Origin of the sequence: Paraburkholderia sp. XV (assembly GCF_020177535.1) — a bacterium.
GTDB lineage: Bacteria > Pseudomonadota > Gammaproteobacteria > Burkholderiales > Burkholderiaceae > Paraburkholderia > Paraburkholderia caribensis.
The window spans coordinates 1-25,998 of sequence record NZ_JAGUUD010000065.1 but is presented as its reverse complement, the minus strand read 5'-3'; the positions used below and the strand labels follow the sequence as shown (position 1 = coordinate 25,998).

The following is a 25,998-nucleotide window of genomic DNA, read 5'->3' as shown; positions in this document are numbered from 1 at the left end:
CGGACGATCAGAAAAAACGTGTCGGCCGACGCAGGCTGACGGGCGTATGGCGCGCGACGCGCGCGGCGCCCGACTGTACGCGCGTACGCCGCAACGTCGCGCGTTTGTACCAGTTTGGCGTGGCCGCCTGCTTCAAGCGCCAGTTTTTGCGTTTGGACGCGGCGGCGTCGGTGCTGCGCCACGACGTCCCGCCCGTTGTGGTGGCGGAACCGTCGGTCGCGCTCATCAGGCTGTCGGTCGCGCCGCCCGCAATACTCGGCGACACCGACGTGCCCTGCGTCCACGCTTCGTTCAGTTCCGTCTCGTGCTTGCGCATGTTGTCGTGAATCGTGCTTTCGACGTTATGCGCCGCCGATTCGAACTCGGTCTTCATGCGACGCAATTCGTCGAGTTCGATTTCACGCGTGACTTCGGCCTTCACGTCGTTGATATAGCGCTGCGCGCGGCCGAACAGCGCGCCCGCCGTGCGAGCCACGCGCGGCAGGCGTTCGGGGCCGAGCACGACCAGCGCGACCACGCCGATCAACGCCATCTTGGTTAAACCGAGGTCCAGCATGGATAGGGCTTCCCGTCAGTGCGCGCGTGTCAGCGCAAGCTCGGCTGGCGCCGGATTAGCGGGAATCGCCGGAATGCGGCGCCTTTTCCTTTGCGTCGACATCGACGGTATTGGTGCGCGAAAGCTGGTCGCGCTGCTGGCCTTCAGGCGTTTCGCCGTCCTTCATGCCTTCCTTGAAGCCCTTCACCGCGCCGCCCAGATCAGTGCCGATATTGCGCAGCTTCTTCGTGCCGAACACCAGTGCGACGATCAGCAGAACGATCAGCCAATGCCAAATACTCAACGAACCCATGAAAATCTCCTTAACCCCCACCGTCGTGCCTGGCGACGGCGACTATGCGCCTTGCGGCTGAATCGAAGCGCGCCACAAGAACGCACCCCGTGTGCAAAACTACCGCCGACGCCGCCTTATTGCGTCAGCGCCCTCGGTCCCATTATGAACATGTCTGCGAGTCGCTGTCGTTACATCCCTACATTAAATAACGACGTCGCGATGCCCGGCCCGCCATTGTGCGTAGTCAAAAAGCGGATGCGGCGAATCTTTGTCGCTCGTTTCTCACCGAACGTCCGCCAACGCGCCTGTTTGACCCGCCCTCAGCCCATCCTCAACCACGGGCGCGGTCCCGCCAGCAGATGCGCGTGCAGGTGATAGACCTCCTGCCCACCGCCAGGCCCCGTATTGATGACCGTGCGGAAACCGGTCTGCCCACCTTTGTACGCGACGCCCAGCTGATCGGCGAGACGTGCAACCAATATGAGCATTTTACCAAGCAGGGCCGAATCGCTCTCGGTACAGTTCGAGAGCGTCTCGATGTGCTTGCGCGGTATCACGAGCACATGCGTTTCGGCCGCCGGACGGATGTCGCGGAACGCGACGAACTCGTCGTCTTCGTGGACTTTCGTCGACGGGATCTCGCCCGCGGCGATCTTGCAGAACAGGCAATTGGGATCGTGGCTCATGGTCTAGGTGGACAGCGAACGCGGCGCTGCTCAGAACCAGCCGCGTGGATTCGTCAGCGGCTTGTTGTCGTACAGATACAGCCAGCCTTTGATGATACGGTACAAGGTCCATATCGCGACAGCCCACAGAATAGGCACGCCGATCAGCACGATGAACAGCGCAACGCCGATCAGATGCCCAATCAGTCCCATCCAGAACGTGCGGATCTGCCAGTCGAAATGCGCTTCGTATGGCGTGCCGATGGTCTCAGGCCGCTTGATGTAGTTGATGATGATCGCGACCAGCACCGAGATGCCGCCCGTCAGCCAGTACACGGCATAGAGCGCGTAGATGATGTGCGTCAGCGTGCGCAGGCTGCGCTGCCGGTCGATTTCGACTGCGCTCTGATACGACGGTGGCGGATAACCGCCGTGCGACTGTTCCATGCTTGCGTCCTCCTGGAGCGTGCGAATGGATACTGTTGCTGTGCCGGTGCTGCGTGTCTCGTCTCTTCGCCGTGTTTCGCCGCGCGTGCATCTGCGCGCGCGGTCATGTCCTGCGCGTGCTCAGTCGCCGTTCTGCTCGCGCTCGCGGCTCTTGCGCAATGCTTTTTCTTCGATGCCCGACAGCCCTTCGCGGCGTTCCAGCTCGGCCAGAACGTCGGCGGGATTCAGGTCGAAGTGCGACAGCATCACGAGGCAATGAAACCACAGATCGGCCACTTCGCCGACCAGCGCCTTGCGCTCCGCACCGAGGCGCACGTCCTTCGCGGCCAGCACGACTTCCGTGGCTTCCTCGCCGATCTTCTTCAGCACCGCGTCGTCGCCTTTGTGGAACAGGCGAGACACGTACGAAGCGTCGGGATCGCCGCCCTTGCGGCTGTCGATAACGGCAGCGAGACGCCGAAGCGTATCGTTCGTCGATTGCGAGTTTTGCGTCATTTGTAGATGTGTTCGGGGTCTTTCAGCACGGGATCGACGGCAACCCAGTTGCCGGCATCGACCGAGCCTTCGAATTTCTGGAAAAAGCACGAATGCCGGCCCGTGTGGCAGGCGATGCCCGACACCTGCTCGACCTTCAGCAGCACGACGTCTTCGTCGCAATCGAGCCGCACCTCATGCACATGCTGCACATGGCCCGACTCTTCGCCCTTGAACCACAGGCGCTGGCGCGAGCGGGAAAAATAGACCGCGCGCCCCGTTTCGATCGTCTTCGACAGCGCTTCGCGGTTCATCCACGCGAACATCAGCACGTCGTTAGTCGACGCTTCCTGCGCGATCACGGGCACGAGGCCGTTCGCGTCCCACTTCACCTTGTCGAGCCAGCCGACTTCAGACGGATTCACGTTACAACCTCACCGAAATGCCCTGATCGGCCATGAAGTGCTTGCACTCGCCGACCGTGTGCTCGCCATAGTGGAAGATGCTCGCGGCGAGCACAGCGTCCGCGCGGCCTTCCTTGATGCCGTCGGCCAGATGCTGCAGCGAACCGACGCCGCCCGACGCGATGACGGGAATGGACACCGCGTCCGACACGGCGCGCGTCAGCGCGATGTCGAAGCCGCTTTTCGTGCCGTCGCGGTCCATGCTGGTCAGCAGGATTTCGCCCGCGCCGAGTTCGGCCATCTTGCGCGCCCATTGGACGGCGTCGAGGCCCGTCTTCTTGCGCCCGCCGTGCGTGAAGACTTCCCAGCGAGGCGCTTCGCCGTCGGCCGACACGCGCTTCGCGTCGATCGCGACGACGATGCACTGCGAACCGTATTTGTCGGTCGAATCGCGCACGAGCTGCGGATTCGCCACTGCCGACGAATTCATGCTGACCTTGTCCGCGCCCGCGTTCAGCAACCGCCGCACGTCTTCGACGGCGCGCACGCCGCCGCCGACCGTCAGCGGAATGAACACCTGCGAAGCCACGGCTTCGATGATCGGGAGGATCAGGTCGCGCTGGTCCGACGTGGCGGTGATATCGAGGAACGTGAGTTCGTCCGCGCCCTGCTCGTCGTAGCGGCGCGCGATTTCGACAGGGTCACCCGCGTCGCGCAATTCGACGAAGTTGACGCCCTTGACCACGCGGCCAGCCGTGACGTCCAGACAGGGAATGATGCGTTTAGCTAAAGCCATGATCTTGCTATTTCTTGCCAATACCGCTGGTGAGGCCGTTCGCCCATGCGTGAATTGCAGGAGAACGGCGCAAGGCCGGCATGCCGGACGCTCCGCGCGCCTGTGAACGATGCTTCAGGCGCGCGCGATGCGCGGAAAACCCGACGCTCAGGCGTCGTCCGATTCGCGCAAACGGTCCGCGTGTGTCTGCGCCGCGGCGAAGTCCAGGTCGCCCGAATAGATCGCACGGCCGCAGATCACGCCTTCGATGCCTTCGGCTTCCACTTCGCACAGCGCGTCGATATCGCCCATGTTCGACAGGCCGCCGCTCGCGATCACGGGAATCTTCACCGCGCGCGCAAGGCGCACCGTCGCCTCGATGTTGATGCCCTGAAGCATGCCGTCGCGACCGATGTCCGTGTAGATGATCGACTCGCAGCCGTAGTCCTCGAACTTGCGCGCGAGGTCCGCGACTTCGTGGCCCGTCAGCTTGCTCCAGCCGTCGGTGGCGACCTTGCCGTCCTTCGCATCGAGGCCGACGATGATATGGCCGCCGAACGCCGTGCACGCTTCGAGCAGGAAGCCGGGGTTCTTCACCGCCGCCGTGCCGATGATCACGTACTCGAGGCCGTCGTCCAGATAGCGTTCGATCGTGTTCAGGTCGCGGATGCCGCCGCCCAGTTGCACGGGAATCTCGCCGCCGACTTCTTCGATGATCGCGCGAATCGCGTCTTCGTTCTTCGGCTTGCCGGCGAACGCGCCGTTCAGGTCGACGAGGTGCAGGCGCCGCGCGCCGCGGTCGACCCAATGTCGGGCCATCACCGCCGGTTCCTCGTGGAAAATCGTCGCCTGGTCCATATCGCCCTGTTTGAGGCGTACACACTGACCGTCTTTCAGGTCGATGGCGGGGATCAGCAGCATAGCAATCGGGTGTTGTCAGGAAAAAAATTGAAGTTCGGCTGGCGGCAAATCCGGCCGGGGCCGGGGCCGGCGCCAGGCCGTTCCGCTAGTTTAGTACATGTCTTTCGGCGACCTTGCCGACGGGCTTCGAATGCATAGGCACATGAGCGAGGCAGCAAGGCCGGACGGAGGACATGGACGGTTAAAGATGCTGACGGCCGGGGATCAGGGATTCCAGTGCACGAAGTTGCGATACACGCGCAGGCCCGCGTCGGCGCTCTTTTCCGGGTGGAATTGGGTCGCAAAAATGTTATCCCGCGCCACTGCCGAGGTAAAGGGCACGCCGTACACGGTTTCGCCCGACGTATGCGCGGCGTTTTCCGGCACGACGTAATAGCTGTGCACGAAGTAGAAGAACGCGTTGTCGGCGACGCCGTCCCACAACGGGTGCGGCTGCGCCTGACGGACACGGTTCCAGCCCATCTGCGGGACCTTGAAGCGCGAGCCGTCGTCCTGCAACTGGCCTTCGAGATCGAAGCGCACAACCTTGCCCGGCAACAGGCCCAGGCCCTTCGTATCGCCTTCCGCGCTCCAGTCGAACAGCATCTGCTCGCCGACGCACACGCCCATCAGGGGCTTGCTGCGCGACGCTTCGACGACGGCGTCCTGCAAGCCGGACTCGCCGAGCGAGCGCATGCAGTCGGGCATCGCGCCCTGGCCCGGCAGCACCACGCGGTCCGCCGCGCGGATCGCTTCGGGCTTGTCGACGATCGCCACGTCCGCTTCCGGCGCGGCCTTCTTCAACGCCTGGGCGACCGAGCGCAGGTTGCCCATTCCGTAATCCACAATCGCAATCGAAGTTTTCATTTCAAATTAGGCAGCAACGCCTTCAATCCGTTGACGATGAACTCCACCGCCAGCGCCGACAACATCAAACCCATCAGCCGGGTACCGATGTTGATTCCCGTCCGACCGACCCAGCGGGCAATCGGTTCGGCAAGACTCAGCGATCCGAAGCACAGCGCCGCAATCACAGCGCCGATGCCAATCAGAGTAATCCGCTCGTACCAATGAGGATAGCTGGCCGAATAGACTAGGACAGTACTGATAGAGCCCGGTCCCGTCAGCAGCGGGATCGCCAGCGGCACGACGGCGATGTTGTCCTTCATCTCCGCCTCGTGACGCTCTTCGGGCGTCGAGCGCGCATTGCCGACCTGCGCGTTCAGCATGCTGATCGACATCAGCAGCATGATGATGCCGCCGCCCACTTCGAGCGCGCCGATCGAAATGCCGAAAAAGCGGATGATCTGCTGCCCGAGCAACGTGCTCACGGCAATCACGCAGAACACCGAAATCGACGCGATACGGATCGTGCGGCGCTGTTCGGCGGACGATTGCTGCGACGTCAGGCTCAGAAAGAACGGTATCGCGCCCACCGGGTTGATCAACGCCAGCAGCGAAATAAACGACTTGATGATGTCCATCTCAAGCCGGCCGCGCGCCGCGCAGCCGGTCCTTTGGGTGGCATGGGTGGCTACGCGTCGCTCAGAGGCTGCCCTTGGTCGACGGAATCTGCCCCGCCGCGCGCTCATCCAGCTCGACGGCCATGCGCAATGCGCGGCCGAAAGCCTTGAACACCGTTTCCATCTGATGATGCGCGTTCAGGCCGCGCAGGTTGTCGATATGCAGCGTAACGCCGGCATGATTGACGAAGCCGCGGAAAAATTCGATAGAGAGATCGACGTCGAACGTGCCGATGCGCGCACGCGTGAACGGCACGTGGAATTCGAGCCCCGGCCGTCCGGAAAAATCGATCACGACGCGCGACAGCGCTTCGTCGAGCGGCACGTACGAATGTCCGTAGCGGCGAATGCCCTTCTTGTCGCCGACGGCCTTTGCAACGGCCTGGCCAAGCGTGATGCCGACGTCTTCGACGGTATGGTGGTCGTCGATATGCGTATCGCCATGCGCTTCGATGTCCAGATCGATCAGCCCGTGACGTGCGATCTGGTCGAGCATGTGATCGAGGAACGGCACGCCCGTGGCCAGCTTCTGCTGACCGGTGCCGTCCAGGTTGATCGTTGCACGGATCTGCGTTTCGCTGGTGTTGCGAACGACTTCCGCAAGGCGCATGGCAATTCCTCGAATCTGACTTTGAAAAAAGTGGGGTTGTGAAAGTGCTGGCTTCAGTTCAGCACAAGTTTTAGCGCGGCGAGCATTTGCGCGTTTTCTTCCGGCGAGCCGACCGTCAAACGCACGCAATTCGCGAGCAATGGATGCATTTTACTCACGTTTTTGATCAAAACCCGCGAAGTTAGAAGGGTTTCGAACGTCGCCGATGCATCCGGCACGCGCACGAGCAGGAAATTGCCCGCGCTCGGGAACACTTTGGCGCCCGGCAGCGCGGCGACGGCTTGCGCCAGCTTCGCGCGTTCGTCGCGCAATTGCGCAGCCTGCGCGTCGAGCACGTCGATGTGATCGAGCAGGAAATCGGCCGTTGCCTGCGTCAGCACGTTGACGTTGTACGGCGGGCGCACCTTGTCGAATTCGTTGATCCATTCCATGCGGCCCGCCATGTAACCCAGGCGGATGCCCGCGAGGCCCAGCTTCGACACGGTACGCATCACGACGACGTTGTCGAAGTCTGCCGCGCGCGGCATCCAGCTCTCTTGCGCGAACGGCTGATACGCTTCGTCGATCACGACGAGGCTTCCGCTCGCCCCTTCGATGATGCGCTCCATATCGGCCGGATCGAACAGCGTGCCCGTCGGGTTGTTCGGAAACGCCAGGTAGATCACGGCAGGCCGGTGTTCAGCGATAGCGGCGAGCATCGACTCCACGTCGAGCGTGAAGTCGGCGTTCAACGGCACGCCGACGAACTCCATGCCCGCGAGCTTCGCCGACATTGCGTACATCACGAAGCCCGGCACGGGCGCCAGCACCTTTGCGCCCGGCGTCGCGCAGGCCACGGAGACGATGCTGATCAGTTCGTCCGAGCCGTTGCCGAGCAGCACCTCGCAGTTCGCCGGCACGTTCATCACGCGCTTGAGCTTCTCGATGAGCGCCTGCGGACGCGGCGCCGGATAGCGGTTCAGCGCGACGCCCGCCAGATGCTCGCCGAGTTGCGCGGCCAGCGCTTCCGGAAGCGGAAACGGATTCTCCATTGCATCGAGCTTCACGAGGCCCGTCGCATCGGCAACGGGGTAGCTCGTCATCGCGAGCACGTCGCGGCGAATGATGTCTTGAGGTGTCGTCATGGCGTGGGGCGCGCCCGCCCTCTGGCAGGCGACAGCGCAATAGGGGCGGCTCGCAGCCGACCCGGGTTGAGTTCTCTGCTTTCGTGAAAACGGAGCCGTCTCGAAATCAGCGCGGGGGTTGCCCGCGTGAAAAGGCGGCTCGCCGCAAGGTCAGCCTGGGTTCTTCATCCGGTACTCGGCGCTGCGTGCATGCGCCTGCAGGCCTTCGCCATACGCCAGTTCAGCGGCGATTTCACCGAGCGTCTGCGCACCGTCCGCGCTCACTTCGATCAGGCTGGAACGCTTGAAGAAATCATAGACGCCGAGGGGCGACGAGAAACGTGCGGTACGAGACGTAGGCAGCACGTGATTTGGCCCCGCGCAGTAATCGCCGAGGCTTTCGCTCGTGTAGCGGCCGAGGAAGATCGCGCCCGCATGGCGAATCTGTTGCGCCCACTGCTGCGGCTCCAGCGCGGAAATTTCGAGGTGTTCCGGCGCGATGTCGTTGGCGATCGCGCATGCCTGCTCCATGTCGCGCACCTTGATCAGCGCGCCACGCCCTTCGAGCGACGCCTGGATCACGTCGCGGCGCGGCATCGTCGGCAGCAGTTCGTTGATGGCGTCTTCGACGCGCGCGATGAAACCTTCGTCCGGGCACAGCAGAATGGATTGCGCGAGCTCGTCGTGCTCGGCCTGCGAGAACAGGTCCATCGCGACCCAGCGCGGATCGGTCGTGCCGTCGCACAGCACGAGAATTTCCGACGGACCGGCGATCATATCGATCCCGACCGTGCCGAACACGCGGCGCTTTGCCGACGCGACATACGCATTGCCGGGACCGCAGATCTTGTCGACGGCGGGAATGCTCTGCGTGCCGTAGGCGAGCGCGCCGACCGCCTGCGCGCCGCCAATCGTGAACACGCGGTCCACACCGCCCAGCAGCGCCGCCGCTAGCACGAGCGGGTTCTTCACGCCGTCCGGGGTCGGCACGACCATGACGATTTCGCGCACGCCGGCCACACGCGCCGGAATCGCGTTCATCAGCACCGACGACGGATACGCCGCCTTGCCGCCCGGCACGTAAATACCCGCACGGTCTAGCGGCGTCACCTTCTGGCCAAGCACGGTGCCGTCGGCTTCCGTGTACTGCCAGCTATGGCTGCCGCATTCGATCTTCTGCTTCTCGTGATAGCCGCGCACGCGCGCCGCCGCCGCTTCGAGCGCCGCGCGGCGCTTCGGTTCCAGGCCTTCCAGTGCCGCTTCCAGTTCCGCCATCGGCAGTTCGAGCGCGCCGACATCTTTCGCATTCAGGCGGTCGAACTGGTTCGTATAGTCGAGCACGGCGGCATCGCCGCGCGCCTTCACGTCGGCCAGAATCTGCGCGACCGAGCGTTCGATCGCTTCGTCTTCGCTCGCTTCGAACGCGAGCACCGCATGCAGCGACTTCTGGAAATTCTCAGTGCTGGAATCGAGTTTGCGAATCTTGATAGACATGCTGGTATCCGTTTCGGTAAGGCGCGCGAGTCAGACTCGGCTGCGGGCCTTTGCGTCAGGCCGTTGCGTCGGTGCGTTGCGACGCGCGCTCGAACGCGTTGAGAATGGGCGCCAGCGCGGCGCGCTTGAGCTTCAGCGCCGCCTGGTTCACTACGAGGCGCGACGAGATCTGCATGATCTCCTCGACCTCGACAAGATTGTTGGCGCGCAGCGTGCCGCCCGAGCTGACCAGGTCGACGATCGCGTCGGCGAGACCCACCAGCGGCGCGAGCTCCATCGATCCATACAGCTTGATCAGATCGACGTGCACGCCCTTGGCTGCGAAGTGTTCGCGCGCCACCTGCACATACTTCGTGGCGACGCGCAGGCGCGCGCCCTGGCGCACCGCGTTCGCGTAGTCGAAGCCGGCGGCGACCGCCACCGACATCCGGCAGCGCGCGATGTCCAGATCGATCGGCTGATACAAACCGCCGCCGCCGTGCTCGATCAGCACGTCCTTGCCCGCGACGCCGAAATCGGCGGCACCGTATTCGACGTACGTCGGCACGTCGGTGGCGCGCACGATGATGACGCGCAGGTTCGGATCTGTGGTCGGCAGAATCAGCTTGCGCGACGTTTCCGGGTCTTCCGTCACTTCGATGCCCGCTGCCGCGAGCAGCGGCACCGTTTCCTCGAAGATGCGGCCCTTCGACAGCGCGAGCGTCAGCGGCTTGCCCACTGCTGGCGACGACGACGTTTGCGGCAATTCGCTCATGCCTGATTACCCTTGATGCGGCGCACCTTCGCGCCGACTGCGGTGAGTTTCGATTCCATCCGGTCGTAGCCGCGATCCAGGTGGTAGATGCGGTCGATCAGCGTTTCGCCATCGGCGCACAGGCCCGCGATCACCAGACTCGCCGACGCGCGCAGATCGGTGGCCATCACCTTCGCGCCCGACAGTTTCTCGACGCCGTTGACGAGCGCCGTCTTGCCGTCGATCGTGATGTTCGCGCCGAGACGGTTCAGTTCCTGCACGTGCATGAAGCGGTTTTCGAAGATCGTTTCGACCACTTGCGACGTGCCTTCCGCCAGTGCGTTGAGCGCCATGAACTGTGCCTGCATGTCGGTCGGGAACGCCGGGTATTCCGACGTGCGGAACGACACGGCCTTCGGACGCTGGCTCATGCGCACGCGCATCCAGTCGTCGCCCTCTTCGATCGTCACGCCTGCTTCGCGCAGCTTGTCGGTCACGGCTTCGAGAATCTGCGGACGCACGTGACGCAACGTGACGTCGCCGCCCGCCGCCGCGACCGCGCACAGGAACGTGCCCGCTTCGATACGATCCGGTACGACCGTGTGCGTGGCGCCGTGCAGCTTGTCGACGCCCTGAATCACGAGGCGGTCCGTACCGATGCCGTCGATCTTCGCGCCCATCGCGACCAGCAGATTGGCCAGATCGCCGACTTCCGGCTCGCGCGCGGCGTTCTCGATGACCGTCTCGCCTTCCGCGAGCACGGCTGCCATCAGCAGGTTTTCGGTGCCCGTGACGGTGATCATGTCGGTGATGATGCGCGCGCCCTTCAGACGCTTCGCGCGCGCTTCGATGAAGCCGTGCTCGATGTTGATCTCGGCGCCCATCGCCTGCAGGCCCTTGATGTGCTGGTCGACCGGACGTGCGCCGATTGCGCAGCCGCCCGGCAGCGACACCTTCGCCTCGCCGAAGCGCGCGACCAGCGGGCCGAGCACCAGAATCGACGCGCGCATCGTCTTCACGAGTTCGTACGGCGCGACCAGATTGTCGACCTTCGAAGCGTCGAGCAGCACCTTTCCGTCGCTGCTTTCCGTGCGGACGCCCATCTGGCCGAGCAGTTTGAGCGTCGTGCGCACGTCCTGCAGATCGGGCACGTTCTCGAGATGAACGGGCTCCGCGCTCAACAAGCCTGCGCAAAGGATCGGCAACGCCGCGTTCTTCGCACCCGAAACAACGATCTCACCAGCGAGCTTTTGCCCGCCTTCAATCACGAGTTTGTCCATGCCTGTTTGTTCCTGATCTGCCCGTCCGCCTGCGGGCGTCTTGTTGTGGGCGGTTGCTGCGGCGCCGTTTGCGGCGTCGCGATTCTCTTGTGTAAGTCGCACTAATGTTCCAGCTAATTTGCAGCCACGTCTAAAGCTTTTTTGTGCAGCTTGTTCTTCCGCTCTTGCAGCCAGGTTATCGAGCGCCGTCCTCCGACAGACAGCAGGTGTTTCCGCGTAGTGTCGATACGCGAGTCAGGCGCTTTGCCATTCGGTGGGCGTCAGCGTTTTCATGCTGAGCGCGTGGATCTCTTCGCGCATGCGGTCGCCAAGCGCCGCATAGACGAGTTGATGCCGTTGAATCAGTCGCTTGCCTTCGAAATTCGGCGACACGATGGTCGCGAAGAAATGCTGGCCGTCGCCTTCCACTTCGAGATGCTCGCAAGGAAGGCCGGCCGCGATGTAATTCTTGACCTGTTCGGGAGTGGGTAGCATGAGTGCTCCTAGTGACGCAGCTTGAAGCCGGAAGCGAGCATGCGCATCGCCAGCACGGCCACCACGACGAAGAAACCGCCGACAATCAGAAGGCTCCATAGCGGATTGATATCCGACATACCGAAGAAGCCATAACGAAAGCCGTCGATCATGTAGAAAAACGGGTTCAGCCGCGAGATTTCGCGCCACACGGGCGGCAGCGTATGCGTCGAGTAGAACACGCCCGACAAAAACGTGAGCGGCATGATCAGAAAATTCTGGAACGCGGCGAGCTGGTCGAACTTCTCGGCCCAGATGCCCGCGATCAGACCGAGCGTGCCGAGAATCGCCGAACCGAGCACCGCGAACGCGATGATATAAAGCGGCGCGCTGAAGCTCATCGGAATGAACCAGACCGTGACGATGAATACGCCCAGCCCGACGCTCAATCCGCGCACCACAGCCGCGAGCACATACGCGCCGTACATTTCCCAATGCGAGAGCGGCGGCAGCAGCACGAACACCAGATTGCCCGTGATCTTCGACTGGATCAGCGACGACGAACTGTTCGCGAACGCGTTCTGCAGCACGCTCATCATCACGAGGCCCGGCACGAGAAAGCTCGTGTACAGCACACCCGGATAGACCTGCACGTGATCGCGCAGCGCGTGGCCAAAAATGGTCAGATACAGCAATGCCGTAACGACGGGCGCGAGCACCGTCTGGAACGAGACTTTCCAGAAGCGCAGTAGCTCCTTGTAGAACAACGTACGGAAACCGCTCATGCCAACCCCTCGACCACTTCCGGCCCGTTCATCACCTGCATGAACACGTCTTCGAGGTCGGCCTTGCGGACCTCGATTTCCTCGAACGTACAACCCGCCGTGCGGCATTGCGCGAGGATGCGCTCCACGTCGTCGTAGCTCGACAGGCGCAGCAGATGTTGACGTCCGTTGACATTGGTGGGATCGACTTCGAGCGCCCGCAATTCGGCGGGCAGCACGCCCTGCGCGAAACGGATGAACAGTTGCGTGCCGGCGAAACGTTCAAGCAGCGTGCTCGTGCGTTCCAGCGCGACGACTTCACCGCGCCGCAGCATCGCGATGCGGTCGCACAGCGATTCGGCTTCTTCCAGATAGTGCGTGGTCAGCACGATCGTGTGCCCTTCGCGGTTCAGGCGCGAGATGAATTTCCACAGCGTCTGGCGCAGTTCGACATCGACGCCTGCCGTCGGCTCGTCGAGCACGATCACGGGTGGCCGGTGCACCAGCGCCTGCGCGACCAGCACGCGGCGCTTCATCCCGCCCGACAGCGCGCGCATGTTCGCGTCGGCTTTTTCGGTGAGATCGAGATTGGCCATCACTTCGTCGATCCAGTCGTCGTTCTTGCGCAAGCCGAAGTAGCCCGACTGGATGCGCAGCGTCTCGCGCACGGTGAAGAACGGATCGAACACGAGTTCCTGCGGCACGACGCCGAGCGCGCGGCGCGCAAGACGAAAGTCGTCGACGACGTGGTGGCCGTGAACCGTGATGCTGCCTTCATCGGCGCGGGCGAGACCGGCGAGGATGCTGATGAGCGTCGTCTTGCCGGCGCCGTTCGGACCGAGCAGCCCGAAGAATTCGCCTTGTTCGACGGTGAAGCTGACGCCTTTGAGCGCTTGCAGATCCTTGTAGCGCTTCCTGACGTTACGAATTTCAATCGCTGACATGACTGTGCGCCGTCAAGGTGGACAGCGCCTGATAGGTCGCCCGGCAAGGGCGCGAAAGCATGGGGGAACGAAATTGGGGCCGGGTGCAAAAGACCGCTTGCGCTATCTTGCAACCTCTACGGCCGTTTCCGCGATGCGGGATGAAACGGCCACGCGCCAAAAAACGTTTGATTATAGGGCAAAAGTCGAACCGGCCGACTTGCCTTGGGAGAACGTGAGCCAGCGCAAAGCTTGAAACGCGGCGCGACTCACTGACGCGTGAGCGTCAATGTCGTACGGTGATGAGGGTATCGACACCGTAGGCTTGCGCGAGACTGGACAGCCCCGCAGGGAGGTTGACGACGACGAGCGGCGTGCCGCGCGCGCTCGCCGCGCGTTGCCATGCGAGCAGCACGGCAAGCGCCGACGAATCGAATTGCGTGAGTGCCGCGCAGTCGACCGCCGTCGCGCCGCCGCCGATGCGCGCGAGACCGGCCTCGAGCGCGGCCTTCGCGCTCGCGTGGGTCAAGGTGCTGCCGGTTTCGAACGTGTTGACGGGCGTGCTCACCGGCGCGCTGACGAAGTTGTTCACGACTGTTTGCCGTTCGCGAGTTGCTGGTTGCGTGCCGTCAGGAACTGGATCAGACCGTCGACGCCGCTCTTCTGGATCTGCTCGTTGAACTGCTGCTGGTACGCCTGGATCAGCCATGCGCCGAGCACGTTCAGGTCATACACGCGCCAGCCTTGCGGCGTCTTGTACAGACGGTAGTCGAGTTCGACGGGCGAGCCGTTGTTCATCACGACCGAGCGGACCACCACGTCGGTGTCTTCCGGGCTCGCGCGGAACGGCTTGTACTGGATTTCCTGATCCCTCACCTGAGCCAGCGCGCCAGAATACGTACGGATCAACAGCGTCTTGAACTGCTCGACGACGGCGTTCTGCTGCTCCGGCGTCGCCGTGCGCCAGTTGCGGCCCATCGCGAGCTGCGTCGTGCGGCGGAAGTCCGTGTACGGAAGAATCTTCTCGTTCACGAGCTTCGTGACGGCGCCGATATTGCCGCTCTGGATCGTCTTGTCGGCGCGCACGGCGTCGATCACCTGCTGCGTGACGGTCTTGACCATCGTGTCCGGGTTGCTGCTGTCGACGGCTTGCGCGGACGCCGCGCCGCTGAACGCAAAGAGAGCTGCAATAAACGGGATAAAGAAGAAGAATTTTTTCATTTCCAGTCCTGCAAAAAAAATAAGCTTAGGTTGGAGGCGACGATATCACGCGAGTTCAGCCGCAATCCACGCCCAAACTGCGAGAAACGTATCCGAGTGTTACGACAGACGGATACGCCGCTCGCATGTGCCATGCCTCAGTGCAGCTTCAGCGACGGGTAGCCGAAGTGCGCCGGCGGCACGATCTGGCCGCCGGGGACCGTCGGCGGCGCGTCGGTTTCCGACGCGGGCTGCGCGGCGCCCGCTGCATCGTTGGAAGACGCGCCCGAAGCCGCCTGCGGCGCCGAAGCCGGCGCGGGCGCAGGCGTCGTTGCCGCGCCGCCGTCGACGTCTTCGTATTTCGGCAGCGGTGCTTCGCTACCGTAGTCCGGCAGCCCCGTGGACGCATTGCCGCCCGTCAGCAGATAGCGGCGGCGCTGCAGATACGCGTTACGCACGAACGAGTATTTGTCGAGCGCCGCACCTTCGAGCACGTCGCTTGCGTTCAGCAGGTTCGCGCGCGTGTTGACCACGTTCAGACCGTAGAGCGCCCAGCTCACGCTGTCCGGCTGCACGTACGTGAGCGGGTTGATGAAGTAGTTGCCCACCATGCCCACGCCGTCGCGCACCGTGCTCGGCCCGAACAGCGGCAACACCAGATACGGACCCGCCGGCACGCCGTAGTGGCCGAGCGTCAGGCCGAGGTCGTTGTCGTGCTTGGGCAGCTTCGCGAGCGTCGCGACGTCGAACAGACCGCCGACGCCGAAGATCGTGTTGATCACGATCCGCATGATGTCCGATACGCCGTCGGCGATCTTCAGCTGCAGCAGATTGTTCGCCGCGATGTACACGTCGCCGATGTTCGAGAAGAAGTTCGTGACGCTGTCACGCACCGGTTGCGGCGTGACGAACACATAGCCCTTCGCGACCGGCTTCAACGCGTACTTGTCGAGCGTGTCGTTGAAGGTGAAGACCGTACGGTTGAAGCCCTCGATCGGATCTTCCTTCGTCGGATTCTGAACGGTTGCGCAACCCGCCAGGGCTGCCACCGCCAGCGTGATCCCCGCGACACGTAAGCGTGTCGTGTTCATTGTTGTTCTCCTTATTGGCCGGATGCACCCGAAGCAGCCGCAGCCGGCGCTGCAGGAGCCGGCTCCGCAGGCGCAGGTGCCGCAGCGGACGCACCGGGTTTGGCAGCGCCCGAATCCGCTGCCTTGCTATACAGGAACTGCCCGATCAGATTCTCCAGGACGATTGCCGATTGGGTCATCGTGATCGTGTCGCCGGCTTTCAGCATTTCGCTGTCGCCACCCGGCTCAAGACCGATGTACTGCTCGCCCAACAGGCCCGACGTCAGAATCTTCGCGGACGTGTCTTTCGGAAACTGATACTGCTTGTCGAGATCGAGCGTCACGAGCGCCTGATACGAATTGCTGTCGAAGCCGATCGATTCGACGCGGCCCACCGTCACGCCCGCGCTCTTCACGGGCGCGCGCACCTTGAGGCCGCCGATATTGTCGAACTTCAGCTTGACCGGGTATGTCGCCTGAAACGACAGCGAGCTCATGTTGCCGGCCTTCAGCGCGAGGAACAGCAACGCAATGAAGCCGAGCACCACGAACAGACCTACCCAGAAATCGAGAGCAGTTTTTTTCATCGTCATCCCAAAGAGAATCTATGCCGCCGCGGCGTGAGCGCTGCGCGGCGCACCGCGCGAAGCCTGGCTCGCCACCGCCTAGCTGAACATCAGCGCGGTCAGCAGGAAATCGAGGCCGAGCACGGCCAGCGACGCGTAGACGACTGTCTTGGTCGTCGCGCGCGACACGCCTTCCGGCGTGGGCTTCGCTTCGTAGCCTTGGTAGAGCGCGATGAACGTCACCGCGAAGCCGAACACGATGCTCTTGATCACACCGTTGCCGACGTCGCGATACGCATCGACCCCACCCTGCATCTGCGACCAGAACGCGCCGGCGTCGACGCCGATCATCAGCACGCCCACCACGTAACCGCCGAGCACGCCCACCGCACTGAAAATCGCCGCGAGAATCGGCATCGAAATGATGCCCGCCCACATGCGCGGCGCGACGACCACTTTCAGAGGATCGACGGCCATCATCTCCATCGCCGTCAGTTGCTCGCCCGCCTTCATCAGGCCGATTTCGGCCGTGAGCGACGTGCCCGCGCGACCGGCGAACAGCAGCGCCGTCACGACGGGACCGAGCTCGCGCACCAGCGACAGCGCGACGAGCAGCCCGAGCGCCTGTTCGGAACCGTAGCGGTTGAGCGTGTAGTAACCCTGCAAGCCGAGCACGAAGCCGACGAACAGCCCCGACACAGCGATGATCACCAGCGAATAGTTACCCACGAAGTGGATCTGCTTCGTGACAAGACGCGGACGGCGCAGCAGCGGGAAAAATTCGAGCACGAGGCGCAGAAACATGCGCGTCGCATAACCCGTTTGCCCGAGCCCGCAAATGACGGAACGGCCGATGAAGCTGATCATGCGCGGCCTCCGCCAATGCCGAAATCCGCAGCGAGCGGCGTGTTGCTCGGATAGTGAAATTTGAACGGGCCGTCGGGCGTGCCGTCGATGAACTGGCGCACGGTCGGGTCGGTCGACGCGCGCAGCTCGGCCGGCGTGCCTTCCGCGAGGACGCCGCCGTTGGCGAGGAAGTAGACGTAGTCGGCGATCGCGAACGATTCGGGCACGTCGTGCGTGACGAGGATCGACGTCGCGCCGAGCGCCGTGTTGAGCGCGCGGATCAGGTTGGCCGTGATGCCGAGCGAAATGGGGTCGAGACCGGCGAACGGCTCGTCGTACATCATCAGTTCGGGATCGAGTGCGATGGCGCGGGCCAGCGCCACGCGGCGGGCCATGCCGCCCGAAATCTCCGACGGCGCGAGGTCGCGTGCGCCGCGCAGGCCGACCGCGTTGAGCTTCATCAACACGAGGTCGCGGATCAGTTCTTCGGGGAGATCGGTGTGCTCGCGCAGGGCGAAGGCGACGTTTTCGAACACCGACATGTCGGTGAACAGCGCGCCGAACTGAAACAGCATGCCCATCTTGCGACGCAGCGCGTACAGGCCGTCACGCGTCTGCGCGCCGATGTCCTGCCCGTGGAACATCACCTGGCCGCGCTGCGCGCGCACCAGGCCGCCGATCAGCCGCAGCACGGTCGTCTTGCCGCATCCCGAGCCGCCCATGACCGCGACCACCTGGCCGCGTTTGAAGCGCAGATTCAGGTTCGACAGGACGAGCCGCTCGCCATAGCCGAAGTCGACGTCGCGCAGCTCAAGGAGGGTCTCGGAAGAGGAAGGCACGTAGCTGACAGTCCTTTTACACGGAAGGCCGAATTATAGGGCCTTCGTGCAAACCCTGCCTTGACGACGCTAACGATTTAACTTTTCTAAACTTTTTGTTGTAAAAACGCTTTCTGTAACGTCGCAGCGGCCGATGCGGGATCGGCAGCTTCCGTGATCGCGCGCACCACGGCGGCGCTTTTCACGCCGGTAGCGAGCACTTGCGGCAGCACATCGCCGCTGATCCCGCCGATCGCGACGAGCGGCACGACGCCGTCCAGAAGTTTCACGTAGCGTGCGAGCCTTGCCAGACCTTGCGGCGCGGTCGGCATCACTTTCGTCGTGGTCGGGAACACTGCGCCGAGCGCGATGTAGCTCGGACGGAAGTGCAGCGCGGTCAGCATTTCGTAGTAACCGTGCGTCGACAGGCCGAGGCGCACGCCCGCCTTCGACAGCGCATGCAGATCCGCCGTATGCACGTCTTCCTGACCGAGGTGCACGCCGTACGCGCCCGCGTCGATGGCCGCCTGCCAGTGATCGTTGATGAAAACGCACGCGCCATGCTCGCGGCCCGCCGCGACCGAACGTGCGATTTCCCGCTTCAGTTCTTCCGGCTCAGCCGTCTTGCGACGCAGTTGCAACGTCTTCACGCCGAACCCGGCCACGCGCTCGACCCATTCCGCGGTCGGCAGCACGGCGTAGAGGCCGAGTGCGTCCGGACATGCAGCGAAAGCTTGCGCAGGCGCGTCCGGCAAACCGGCGACGCGCGGGAAGTGCGACATGTCGCAAGGCCACGCATCGTCGGACCTTGTTTCGTCGCCGTCACGCCACGCGAGCGCGAGCACCAGCGCATCGTGCGGATCGAAGCCGCAATCGAGGAACGCTGCGAGCGCGGCAATCCAGTCTTCCGCGAGATGGCCTTCCAGCTGATAGCGCACGCCGCCCAGATGCAGCACCGCCCGACCTTCGGCGGCCTCGATCACACCCGCGCCCTGGGTCTGCCAGCGCGCGATCTGCTCGACATGCTGCGCGCTGCTTTGCTTCAGGTCGGTGAAGACGATCAGGTCGCCGCCATTCGCGTCGTCGGGCGGCGTCAGGCAGATACGCCAGTCGACGTGCGTCGGCGGCCAGTCGCCGAGGTGCGCCCGGATGCGTTCGGCCGCTTCCGTGAGTTCGTCGGCGGGTGGCCAGAACAGATCGCGGCCCGCGAGTTTCAGTGTCTCCGTCATGCCGCAGCGCTCCCATCCTGATGCCAGAACGGCATGCCGACGACAGGCGTGCTCGCGTGGGCAGTTTCACGTTCGGCCATCGGGCCGGCGAGATAAGCCTCGCGGCCGGCTTCGACGCCCATTGCAAAGGCGCGTGCCATCGTCTCCGGATGCGTGGCCTGCGACACGGCCGTGTTCAGCAGCACGCCGTCGAAGCCCCATTCCATCACCTGGCATGCATGCGACGGCACGCCGAGGCCCGCGTCGACGATCAGCGGCACGTCGGGCAAACGCTCGCGCAGCACGCGCAAGCCATACGGATTCACGACGCCCTTGCCCGTGCCGATCGGCGCACCCCACGGCATCAGCGCTTCACAGCCCGCATCGAGCAGACGCCGTCCGATCACGAGATCTTCCGTGCAATACGGCAGCACCTTGAAGCCGTCCTTCACCAGTTGCGCGGCCGCTTCGATCAGGCCGACCGGGTCGGGCTGCAGCGTGTAGTCGTCGCCGATCAGTTCGAGCTTGATCCAGTCGGTATCGAAGACTTCGCGCGCCATGTGCGCCGTCGTCACCGCCTCGCTCACCGTCTGGCAGCCGGCCGTGTTCGGCAGCAGCGGCACGCCGTGGCGCTTGAGCAGATCGAAGAAGCCGGCTTCCGCGCCGCCCTCGCTCATCTGCCGGCGCAGCGCGACCGTCACCATGCCCGGCTTCGACGCCGCGATCGAATCCGACAGCGACTGCAGCGACGGATAGCGCGACGTGCCCAGCAGCACGCGGCTCTGGAAGGTTTCGCCGTAAAGCGTGAGCGCGTCGGCGGGTGCGTTCGCGTGTGAGTTCATGTGTGATTCCTTGTCAGTGGCTTGCGTCTCGTGGCCTGGCTTTGGCTGCAACTTCAGCTTCAGCCGCCCGCGACGGGATGCACGACGTCGAGCTTGTCGCCCGCCTGCAGCGCGCGCGCCGCATGCTGCCCACGCGCGACGAAATTGCCGTTCAGCGCGACGGCGAACGGGGGCCGCGCGCCGTACGCGCTGAGCGCGTCGGCGACGGTCGCGCCTTCGGGCAGCGACAGCGGCTTCTGATTGATCTGAATGTCCATGTCTATGAGTTCAAACATTGAGAGTGACGGCGGGCTCGCGGTCCAGCCGGAACAGCTCGCTCCAGCGCGCGTTGCGCTGCCAGTCGGCAAAACCGTCGGAATCGGCGACCCGGCCATCGAGCAGCGCCGACGCGAGCCGCACTGCTTCGCCCGCGACTTCGGGCACGATCATGTAGCCGTGCCGGTACAGCCCGTTCACGCGCAGCGTGCTCGCGCCGTCCCACAGCAGCACGGGACGATGGTCGGGCAAGGTGGGCCGGCATTGCGAGTTCAGTTCGAGAATGCGCGCCTCGCCGAAACCGGGATGAACCGAAAATGCCGCGCTCAGCAATTCGAGCGCCGAGCGCACGCTGACGGGCGACATATCCTCGCCCTCCACTTCCGTCGCGCCGATCACATAGAGATCGTCCTGCTTCGGCGCGATATAGAGCGGATAGCGCGGATGCAGCAGGCGCACCGGGCGCGTCAGATCGATGCCGGGCGCGTGCACGCGCGCGACTTCGCCGCGGATGCCGCGCAGCGTCGGCATGACGGGCTTCGCGCCCAGCCCGCGGCAATCGATCGTAACCTTCGCGGGCGGCAACGCGCCGTCGTCGACGGACGTGTTCCAGTGTGTCTCGACACCCCGTTGCGCCAGTCCCGCAGCCAGCGCCGACAGCACCTGGCGGTTATCGAGCTGGCCCTCGTGCGGCAGCAGCCAGCCTTGCGTGAAGCGGCCGGCGAGCGCGGGCTCGGCCGCGCCGACCTGCGCGCCTGCCAGCGCGACGAGTCCGCCGTCGAGCAGTTCGGCGGGCGCGTTGGCGCGCAGCCGCCGCTCGAAGAGCGGCGCCTCGGCGCGATCGCTGTGATGCCAGACGATCAGCGAGCCGTTGCGCTGGAAAAACACCGGCTCGGGCAATTGCGCGAGCAAGGTCGGCCACGTTTCCAGCGACGCCGCGCCCAGCCGCGTAATCAGCAGTTCAGCGCTGGCGGCCTCGGCGAGCGGCGCGAGCATCGCGGCGGCCACCCACGCGGCCGCCTGCGAGCCCGCCGCGTCGCCGCGCTCATAAAGCGCCACGCGATGCCCTTCGCCCGCGAGTTGCCACGCGACGAGACGCCCGCACAGCCCGCCGCCGATTACGGCGAAATCCGGTTGAGCAGAAGTCCTCATCGTGCGGCTCCAAAGCGAACCTGCCGCGCCGCAAACCGCGCGCCGACGACGAAGCGACGGGCGTAACCCGCAGCCATAAAGCGAATAGGTGAAAAATGAGCGGTCATCGAATCCTTTCCGTACGGCAAAGTGCGCACGTACCCAAGGACGAAACCGGCGGGCAAGGCCAGCCGGGCATGGGCGCTCACGAAAAACGGGAACGCTGCCCCGGCGGAAGGAGAACTTCCAGGAAATACTTCCCGAAAACTTCCCGCGCCGGTATTACCCGGATCGGGTGCGAAGGGTCTCTCTCAGCCTCGCTGCAGCGACTGCCAGCGCACGAAGCACCCCTGTTTCGTCCGGACCATTAGACCATAAAAGCTGCGCGCGCCGCAAACCCGGGCAGACCTCAATCGGCCGCGGCTGATTTTGGCGAGGTTCCCTGTTGCTCTGGCACAATGGCACGCGTCAATGCGGACGGAATGCCGCGCCAGTGCAAGGCCTTTGTCGGGTTTGCGCGGCTGTGCCGAGGCGAGGTGAAACGTCCGCTTAAGTTCAGATTAAGTCGGTGCCGGAACAATCGCAGCCGGGCCATCAACCCGGCGGGATGCGACAGCAGCACCAAGCCGCTGCGCAATGCGTCCCGTCGCCGCCCGGCTGACCGTATGAAAGGATGCTTATGATCGACAACTCGAAAAATCCGGCGGACATCACCGCGTGGGGCCTCATCAAGCCCTACTGGGTGTCCGAGGATCGATGGAAAGCGCGGGGCCTGCTCGCGCTCGTCATCGCGATGAATATGACGATGGTCGCGGCCAACGTCTGGTTCAACAGCTGGCAGCGCACGTTCTTCGACGCGATCCAGCAGTACAACTATCCCGTCTTCAAATATTCGCTGCTGCAGTTCACGGTCATTGCGCTCGCGCTGATCCTGCTCGGCTCGTACCGGACCTACTTCCGGCAAATGCTCGAATTCCGCTGGCGGCAGTGGCTCACCAACCGCTATCTGAACGACTGGCTGGGTGATCGCGCGTACTACCGGATCGAGCGCGACAATCTCGCCGACAACCCCGACCAGCGGGTTTCCGCCGACCTGCAAGGGTTGGCCAGCGCTTCGCTGAATCTGTCGCTCGGCCTGCTGTCGACCACGGTCACGCTGTTCTCGTTCATCGTGATCCTGTGGAATCTGTCGGGCGCGTTCGCGTTCCACATGTTCGGCACGGAGTTTTCGATTCCGGGTTACATGGTGTGGGCGGCGCTGATCTACGCGGCCGTCGGCTCGTGGGTCACGCATAAGGTCAACCATCCGCTGGTGTCGATCAACTACCAGCAACAGCGTGTGGAAGCCGACTTCCGTTTCTCGCTGATCCGCATCCGCGAAAACGCCGATCAGATCGCGCTGTATCAGGGCGAGCGCTCGGAAGAGCAGCAGCTCAAGGGCGTGTTCTCGCACATCCGCGAAAACTGGCGCCTCATCATGCGCTTCACGCGGCGCTTCAATATCGTCGTCATCAGTTACTCGCAGCTGGCTATCGTCTTTCCGTACATCGCGGCGGCGCCGAAATACTTTTCGAAGAGCATCTCGTTCGGCATGTACCAGCAGGTGACGGGCGCGTTCGGCACGGTCAGCGATTCATTCTCCTGGTTCATCAACAATTACGATTCACTCGCCGAGTGGCGCGCCACCGTCAACCGTCTGCGGGAATTCCATCGCGTGATGCGCTCGCAGCATCTGCATGAGTCGGTCGTCGAAGGCACCGCGCACGGCGGCATCAACGTGCACGTCACGGATACCGATTCGATCGAAGTGACGAATCTCCGTCTGCAGCGTCCCAACGGCGAGCCGATGGCGAACGTCGGCTCGTTCACCATCGCGCCGAAAACGCGCTGGCTGGTGCGCGGGCCTTCGGGCGCGGGCAAGAGCACCTTGATGCGCACGCTCGCGGGCCTGTGGCCATTCGGCGAAGGCACGATCGAAAAGCCCGCGGATGCAAAGCTGCTGTTCATCCCTCAACGCAGCTATCTGCCCATCGGCACGCTGAAGGCGGCGCTCTGTTATCCGTCGGAGGCTTCCGCCTATTCGGACGAAGCGTGCCGCGACGTGCTCGCGGTGTGCCGCTTGCCTGAACTAGCGGAGCGCCTCGGCGAATCGGCGCATTGGGAACGCTCGCTGTCGCCGGGCGAGCAGCAACGTCTTGCCGCAGCGCGCGCGTTGCTGCAACAGCCTGACTTCCTGTTCCTCGACGAAGCGACGAGCGCGCTCGATCCCGAGAACGAAAGCATCATCTACAACGCGCTGATCGAGCGTCTGCCGAACGCGGCGATTGTCAGCGTCGCGCATCGCAAGACGCTCGAAGCGTTCCACGACCATACGCTGTTCATCGAGCGCGCGGTCGAGCGCGAGGCCGCGTGAGCGACGCGTCGTTCGAGAGCGTCGTGCTGGTGACGGGCGCGGGCTCCGGCATCGGCGCCGCGCTCGCCCGGCGCATCGCCGCGCCGCGCGTCGCGCTGATGCTGCACGCGCGCGGCGCCGACGATGCATCGCGTGCGCGGCTCGATCAGGTCGCGGCGACCTGCGCGGCGAGCGGCGCGACGTGCGCAACGGTGCTCGCCGATCTCGCCGAACGCGGCGCGTCCGAACATGCCGTTCATCAGACGCTCGCGCGTTTTGGCGCGCTCGACCAGATCGTGGCCAACGCGGGACACGCCCAGCGTCAAACCATCGGCACGCTGGATTTCGATGCGCTCGCGGAGTCGTTCGCGGCGATGCCCGCTGCGTTCGCCGCGCTCGTCAAACGGGCGGCGCCTGCGCTCGAAACATCGAAACGCGGGCGCGTCGTGGCCGTGAGTTCGTTCGTCGCGCATCGCTATCGCGCGGACTCGGCGTTTGCCGGCACGGCTGCCGCGAAAGCCGCGCTCGAGTCGCTGGCAAAAACGGCGGCCGCCGAACTTGCGCAGCACGGGGTCACGGTGAATTGCGTCGCGCCGGGTTATACGCGCAAGGACCGCGGACCTAGCGCGGAGAATGCGCCCGCGTGGGCACGTGCGGCGGAAGCGACGCCGCTCGGGCAGGTCGCCGAACCCGACGACGTTGCCGCGCTGATCGCCTTTCTGCTTTCCGACTCCGCGCGCCACATCACGGGTCAGGTGATTCATGTCGATGGCGGGCTGACGCTCGGTTGAGCGGCGCGCGAGTCTTACGCACTCGCAGCCGGCGCAACATCCTGAAAGACTCTCGAACAGTTCGAAAGCACTTTCGAAGCGCATGCGCTGTTCCGTGCTTTGCGCGCGGGCATTTCCAGCGACGATTGCATCGTGGGCCAAACGCTCCCCTGGCGCAGCCCGCGACGCAATTTCAACGTCACTGGAAATACCTGCCATGTCATTCGACCGCCGCCTCCCCTCGCTTTCCCGTTTGTCTCTTCGTCTCACGCAGTCCGGCCGCGACGCCGCGCTGACGGCCACGGCCGCGCTACTGTTTGCGACGGCTGCGAACGCCGCGCAGACCACGCCTGTGAAGCAGGCCGAGCCCGCCGACGTCTGCCCTGCGCTGTCGCACATCGTGTCGTCCGCCGACTTCAAGAAGCTGCGCGACGAGCCTGCCGCGACGCTGCCGGGCGTCGATCCGATCGACGACTGCCGCGCCAACGCGCATTCGTACGACTGCCGCTGGCGCGCGCACTGGGAAGCCGACGGCTTCGTTAACGATCCGCTCGAAGAAATCGGCGCGGATATCGCTGCGTGCTTCCCGAACGTCGTGCACGACATCAACACGCCGACGCGCCAGCACTTCATCGTGAAGACGGCCGATCGCCGCGTGAGCGTCACGGCGAGCGTGCAAGGCCAGAACGAACTGCGTCTGCGCATTGCGCGCTGAGCGTTCCTGACACGGCCCGACGTTATCTCACTCAGTCTGCTCGCGAGCGCATCGTGATCGTCACTTCATTCGCGCATGTTTTGCGGTTCTCGCTCGCGGCGTGTTGTTTGATGTCGCTGGGCGGTTGCGCGTGGACGCTGATCACGGCCGCCGATGCGACGGGTTCCGTGATTCAGGCGGGCTACGCGATCGCGTCGAATTATTCGTCGCCGACGTTCATCAACGGACGGCGCGCGAAGATCAGCGCGGTTTGCATCGAGGTGAACCAGCTGGTTTCGGTTGGCGACTTCGTGCCTGCGTTGCAGCTTGCGCTCGATAAGCGCGGGATTCGCTCGGATGTGTATAACCCGGGGACGTCGCCGGCCGGGTGCGAGGCGCGGCTCGTGTACAACGCGTCTGTCGACTACGGGCGCCGCTCGTTCAGCGACGAACCGACTCAGTATCTTTCCATGATCGATCTCACGCTGATTCAGCATGGGCGGATTCTTGTCACCGCGCGGTATCAGACGGGTGGGCTTGGGGTTGATCGGTATTCGAGTGCTTCGGTCAAGCTTGATGGGTTGATCGGTAAGATGGTCGTCGATCAGATCGCTGAGTTGCAGCCTGAAAGTATTCAGGCTTCTTCTATTGGGAAGTGATGCTGTGTAGCGTTTTGGTTTGCATTGCTTTGCTTTGCTTTGCTTTGCTTTGCGATGGCAACGCCGCGTGGTGTGCTTGTCTTTACTTTGGCATCCGCGATTCGTTAGCTCGCCTCAAGCGTCGCCCCTGTGCGGGGCGGCACCTACTTTTCTTTGCCGCCGCAAAGAA

At 63.8% G+C, this 25,998-nt stretch carries 32 protein-coding genes and 1 riboswitch; of the genes, 4 read left to right on the top strand and 28 right to left on the bottom strand.

Features of this window, described 5'->3' with window-relative positions; all coding sequences use genetic code 11:
* Positions 1-7 precede the first annotated feature (7 nt).
* From tatB to KFO72_RS25980, 28 genes are all read right to left on the bottom strand, one after another.
* Positions 8-556, bottom strand: coding sequence for a Sec-independent protein translocase protein TatB (gene tatB / locus KFO72_RS26115; RefSeq protein WP_225033364.1), 549 nt, complete (start codon positions 554-556; stop codon positions 8-10).
* A 55-nt stretch (positions 557-611) separates the two neighbouring features.
* Positions 612-848: a Sec-independent protein translocase subunit TatA gene (gene tatA / locus KFO72_RS26110; protein ID WP_007731834.1), complete on the bottom strand. Its 237-nt coding sequence runs from the start codon at positions 846-848 to the stop codon at positions 612-614.
* A gap of 302 nt (positions 849-1,150) precedes the next feature.
* Entirely contained in the window at positions 1,151-1,516 is a 366-nt protein-coding gene (locus KFO72_RS26105) for a histidine triad nucleotide-binding protein (protein WP_007731835.1), read from the bottom strand.
* Positions 1,517-1,546: 30 nt separating this feature from the next.
* Complete coding sequence (locus KFO72_RS26100) at positions 1,547-1,942, bottom strand: DUF4870 family protein (RefSeq protein ID WP_054929110.1); 396 nt, start codon at positions 1,940-1,942, stop codon at positions 1,547-1,549.
* A 120-nt stretch (positions 1,943-2,062) separates the two neighbouring features.
* Entirely contained in the window at positions 2,063-2,437 is a 375-nt protein-coding gene (locus KFO72_RS26095) for a phosphoribosyl-ATP diphosphatase (protein WP_054929111.1), read from the bottom strand.
* Positions 2,434-2,841, bottom strand: a complete 408-nt coding sequence (gene hisI, locus KFO72_RS26090; protein WP_009771325.1) for a phosphoribosyl-AMP cyclohydrolase — start codon at positions 2,839-2,841, stop codon at positions 2,434-2,436. The genes KFO72_RS26095 and hisI overlap by 4 nt, the downstream gene beginning before the upstream one ends.
* Before the next feature lies 1 nt (position 2,842).
* A complete protein-coding gene (gene hisF, locus KFO72_RS26085) occupies positions 2,843-3,616 on the bottom strand; it encodes an imidazole glycerol phosphate synthase subunit HisF (protein WP_225033363.1) in 774 nt (257 codons plus the stop codon).
* A 147-nt stretch (positions 3,617-3,763) separates the two neighbouring features.
* Positions 3,764-4,516, bottom strand: coding sequence for a 1-(5-phosphoribosyl)-5-[(5-phosphoribosylamino)methylideneamino]imidazole-4-carboxamide isomerase (hisA, locus tag KFO72_RS26080; protein ID WP_054929112.1), 753 nt, complete (start codon positions 4,514-4,516; stop codon positions 3,764-3,766).
* Between the two features lie 204 nt (positions 4,517-4,720).
* On the bottom strand, positions 4,721-5,362 hold the full coding sequence (gene hisH, locus KFO72_RS26075) for an imidazole glycerol phosphate synthase subunit HisH (protein WP_035988975.1): 642 nt from the start codon (positions 5,360-5,362) through the stop codon (positions 4,721-4,723).
* Entirely contained in the window at positions 5,359-5,979 is a 621-nt protein-coding gene (locus KFO72_RS26070) for a MarC family protein (RefSeq protein ID WP_054929113.1), read from the bottom strand. Before KFO72_RS26070 ends, hisH begins: the two co-directional genes overlap by 4 nt.
* Before the next feature lie 61 nt (positions 5,980-6,040).
* Complete coding sequence (gene hisB / locus KFO72_RS26065) at positions 6,041-6,628, bottom strand: imidazoleglycerol-phosphate dehydratase HisB (RefSeq protein WP_054929114.1); 588 nt, start codon at positions 6,626-6,628, stop codon at positions 6,041-6,043.
* 53 nt (positions 6,629-6,681) lie between these two features.
* Positions 6,682-7,752 carry a histidinol-phosphate transaminase gene (hisC, locus tag KFO72_RS26060; protein ID WP_225033362.1) on the bottom strand — a complete coding sequence of 357 codons (1,071 nt, stop codon included), beginning with the start codon at positions 7,750-7,752 and terminating at the stop codon, positions 6,682-6,684.
* A 150-nt stretch (positions 7,753-7,902) separates the two neighbouring features.
* Positions 7,903-9,225: a histidinol dehydrogenase gene (hisD, locus tag KFO72_RS26055; RefSeq protein WP_054929116.1), complete on the bottom strand. Its 1,323-nt coding sequence runs from the start codon at positions 9,223-9,225 to the stop codon at positions 7,903-7,905.
* A gap of 55 nt (positions 9,226-9,280) precedes the next feature.
* Positions 9,281-9,979 carry an ATP phosphoribosyltransferase gene (gene hisG, locus KFO72_RS26050; protein ID WP_054929117.1) on the bottom strand — a complete coding sequence of 233 codons (699 nt, stop codon included), beginning with the start codon at positions 9,977-9,979 and terminating at the stop codon, positions 9,281-9,283.
* Positions 9,976-11,238 carry a UDP-N-acetylglucosamine 1-carboxyvinyltransferase gene (gene murA / locus KFO72_RS26045; protein ID WP_054929118.1) on the bottom strand — a complete coding sequence of 421 codons (1,263 nt, stop codon included), beginning with the start codon at positions 11,236-11,238 and terminating at the stop codon, positions 9,976-9,978. Before murA ends, hisG begins: the two co-directional genes overlap by 4 nt.
* 234 nt (positions 11,239-11,472) lie before the next feature.
* Positions 11,473-11,712: a BolA family protein gene (locus KFO72_RS26040; RefSeq protein ID WP_007731848.1), complete on the bottom strand. Its 240-nt coding sequence runs from the start codon at positions 11,710-11,712 to the stop codon at positions 11,473-11,475.
* 8 nt (positions 11,713-11,720) lie between these two features.
* The gene (locus tag KFO72_RS26035; protein ID WP_225033361.1) at positions 11,721-12,476 is read right to left on the bottom strand and encodes an ABC transporter permease; all 756 of its coding nucleotides are present in this window, start codon (positions 12,474-12,476) and stop codon (positions 11,721-11,723) included.
* On the bottom strand, positions 12,473-13,399 hold the full coding sequence (locus KFO72_RS26030) for an ABC transporter ATP-binding protein (protein ID WP_054929120.1): 927 nt from the start codon (positions 13,397-13,399) through the stop codon (positions 12,473-12,475). The genes KFO72_RS26035 and KFO72_RS26030 overlap by 4 nt, the downstream gene beginning before the upstream one ends.
* A 265-nt stretch (positions 13,400-13,664) precedes the next feature.
* A complete protein-coding gene (locus KFO72_RS26025; protein ID WP_054929121.1) occupies positions 13,665-13,970 on the bottom strand; it encodes a lipid asymmetry maintenance protein MlaB in 306 nt (101 codons plus the stop codon).
* On the bottom strand, positions 13,967-14,599 hold the full coding sequence (locus KFO72_RS26020; protein ID WP_054929122.1) for a phospholipid-binding protein MlaC: 633 nt from the start codon (positions 14,597-14,599) through the stop codon (positions 13,967-13,969). Before KFO72_RS26020 ends, KFO72_RS26025 begins: the two co-directional genes overlap by 4 nt.
* A gap of 137 nt (positions 14,600-14,736) precedes the next feature.
* Positions 14,737-15,669, bottom strand: a complete 933-nt coding sequence (locus tag KFO72_RS26015; RefSeq protein WP_062915813.1) for a VacJ family lipoprotein — start codon at positions 15,667-15,669, stop codon at positions 14,737-14,739.
* A gap of 11 nt (positions 15,670-15,680) precedes the next feature.
* Positions 15,681-16,235, bottom strand: coding sequence for an outer membrane lipid asymmetry maintenance protein MlaD (gene mlaD, locus KFO72_RS26010; RefSeq protein WP_035991115.1), 555 nt, complete (start codon positions 16,233-16,235; stop codon positions 15,681-15,683).
* Positions 16,236-16,313: 78 nt separating this feature from the next.
* Positions 16,314-17,081, bottom strand: coding sequence for a lipid asymmetry maintenance ABC transporter permease subunit MlaE (gene mlaE, locus KFO72_RS26005; protein ID WP_035988938.1), 768 nt, complete (start codon positions 17,079-17,081; stop codon positions 16,314-16,316).
* The gene (locus tag KFO72_RS26000; RefSeq protein ID WP_054929124.1) at positions 17,078-17,899 is read right to left on the bottom strand and encodes an ABC transporter ATP-binding protein; all 822 of its coding nucleotides are present in this window, start codon (positions 17,897-17,899) and stop codon (positions 17,078-17,080) included. Before KFO72_RS26000 ends, mlaE begins: the two co-directional genes overlap by 4 nt.
* A gap of 86 nt (positions 17,900-17,985) precedes the next feature.
* Positions 17,986-19,107: a thiamine phosphate synthase gene (gene thiE / locus KFO72_RS25995; RefSeq protein ID WP_082670306.1), complete on the bottom strand. Its 1,122-nt coding sequence runs from the start codon at positions 19,105-19,107 to the stop codon at positions 17,986-17,988.
* Positions 19,104-19,928: a thiazole synthase gene (locus KFO72_RS25990; protein WP_035988932.1), complete on the bottom strand. Its 825-nt coding sequence runs from the start codon at positions 19,926-19,928 to the stop codon at positions 19,104-19,106. Before KFO72_RS25990 ends, thiE begins: the two co-directional genes overlap by 4 nt.
* A 59-nt stretch (positions 19,929-19,987) precedes the next feature.
* Entirely contained in the window at positions 19,988-20,185 is a 198-nt protein-coding gene (gene thiS / locus KFO72_RS25985; protein ID WP_009771314.1) for a sulfur carrier protein ThiS, read from the bottom strand.
* A 10-nt stretch (positions 20,186-20,195) separates the two neighbouring features.
* Entirely contained in the window at positions 20,196-21,335 is a 1,140-nt protein-coding gene (locus KFO72_RS25980; RefSeq protein ID WP_035988929.1) for an FAD-dependent oxidoreductase, read from the bottom strand.
* A gap of 230 nt (positions 21,336-21,565) precedes the next feature.
* A riboswitch (TPP riboswitch) is annotated at positions 21,566-21,676 on the bottom strand.
* A 317-nt stretch (positions 21,677-21,993) separates the two neighbouring features.
* Here KFO72_RS25980 and KFO72_RS25975 point away from each other — a divergent pair.
* The 4 genes from KFO72_RS25975 to KFO72_RS25960 all read left to right on the top strand — a co-directional run bounded on the left by KFO72_RS25975 (position 21,994) and on the right by KFO72_RS25960 (position 25,829).
* Complete coding sequence (locus tag KFO72_RS25975; protein ID WP_054929125.1) at positions 21,994-23,727, top strand: ABC transporter ATP-binding protein/permease; 1,734 nt, start codon at positions 21,994-21,996, stop codon at positions 23,725-23,727.
* Positions 23,724-24,497 (top strand): SDR family NAD(P)-dependent oxidoreductase, encoded by a 774-nt coding sequence (locus KFO72_RS25970; protein WP_060599608.1) that lies wholly within the window; start codon positions 23,724-23,726, stop codon positions 24,495-24,497. The genes KFO72_RS25975 and KFO72_RS25970 overlap by 4 nt, the downstream gene beginning before the upstream one ends.
* Positions 24,498-24,693: 196 nt before the next feature.
* Positions 24,694-25,191 (top strand): hypothetical protein, encoded by a 498-nt coding sequence (locus KFO72_RS25965; RefSeq protein ID WP_054929127.1) that lies wholly within the window; start codon positions 24,694-24,696, stop codon positions 25,189-25,191.
* A gap of 110 nt (positions 25,192-25,301) precedes the next feature.
* Complete coding sequence (locus KFO72_RS25960) at positions 25,302-25,829, top strand: hypothetical protein (RefSeq protein ID WP_225033370.1); 528 nt, start codon at positions 25,302-25,304, stop codon at positions 25,827-25,829.
* Positions 25,830-25,998: the final 169 nt, after the last annotated feature.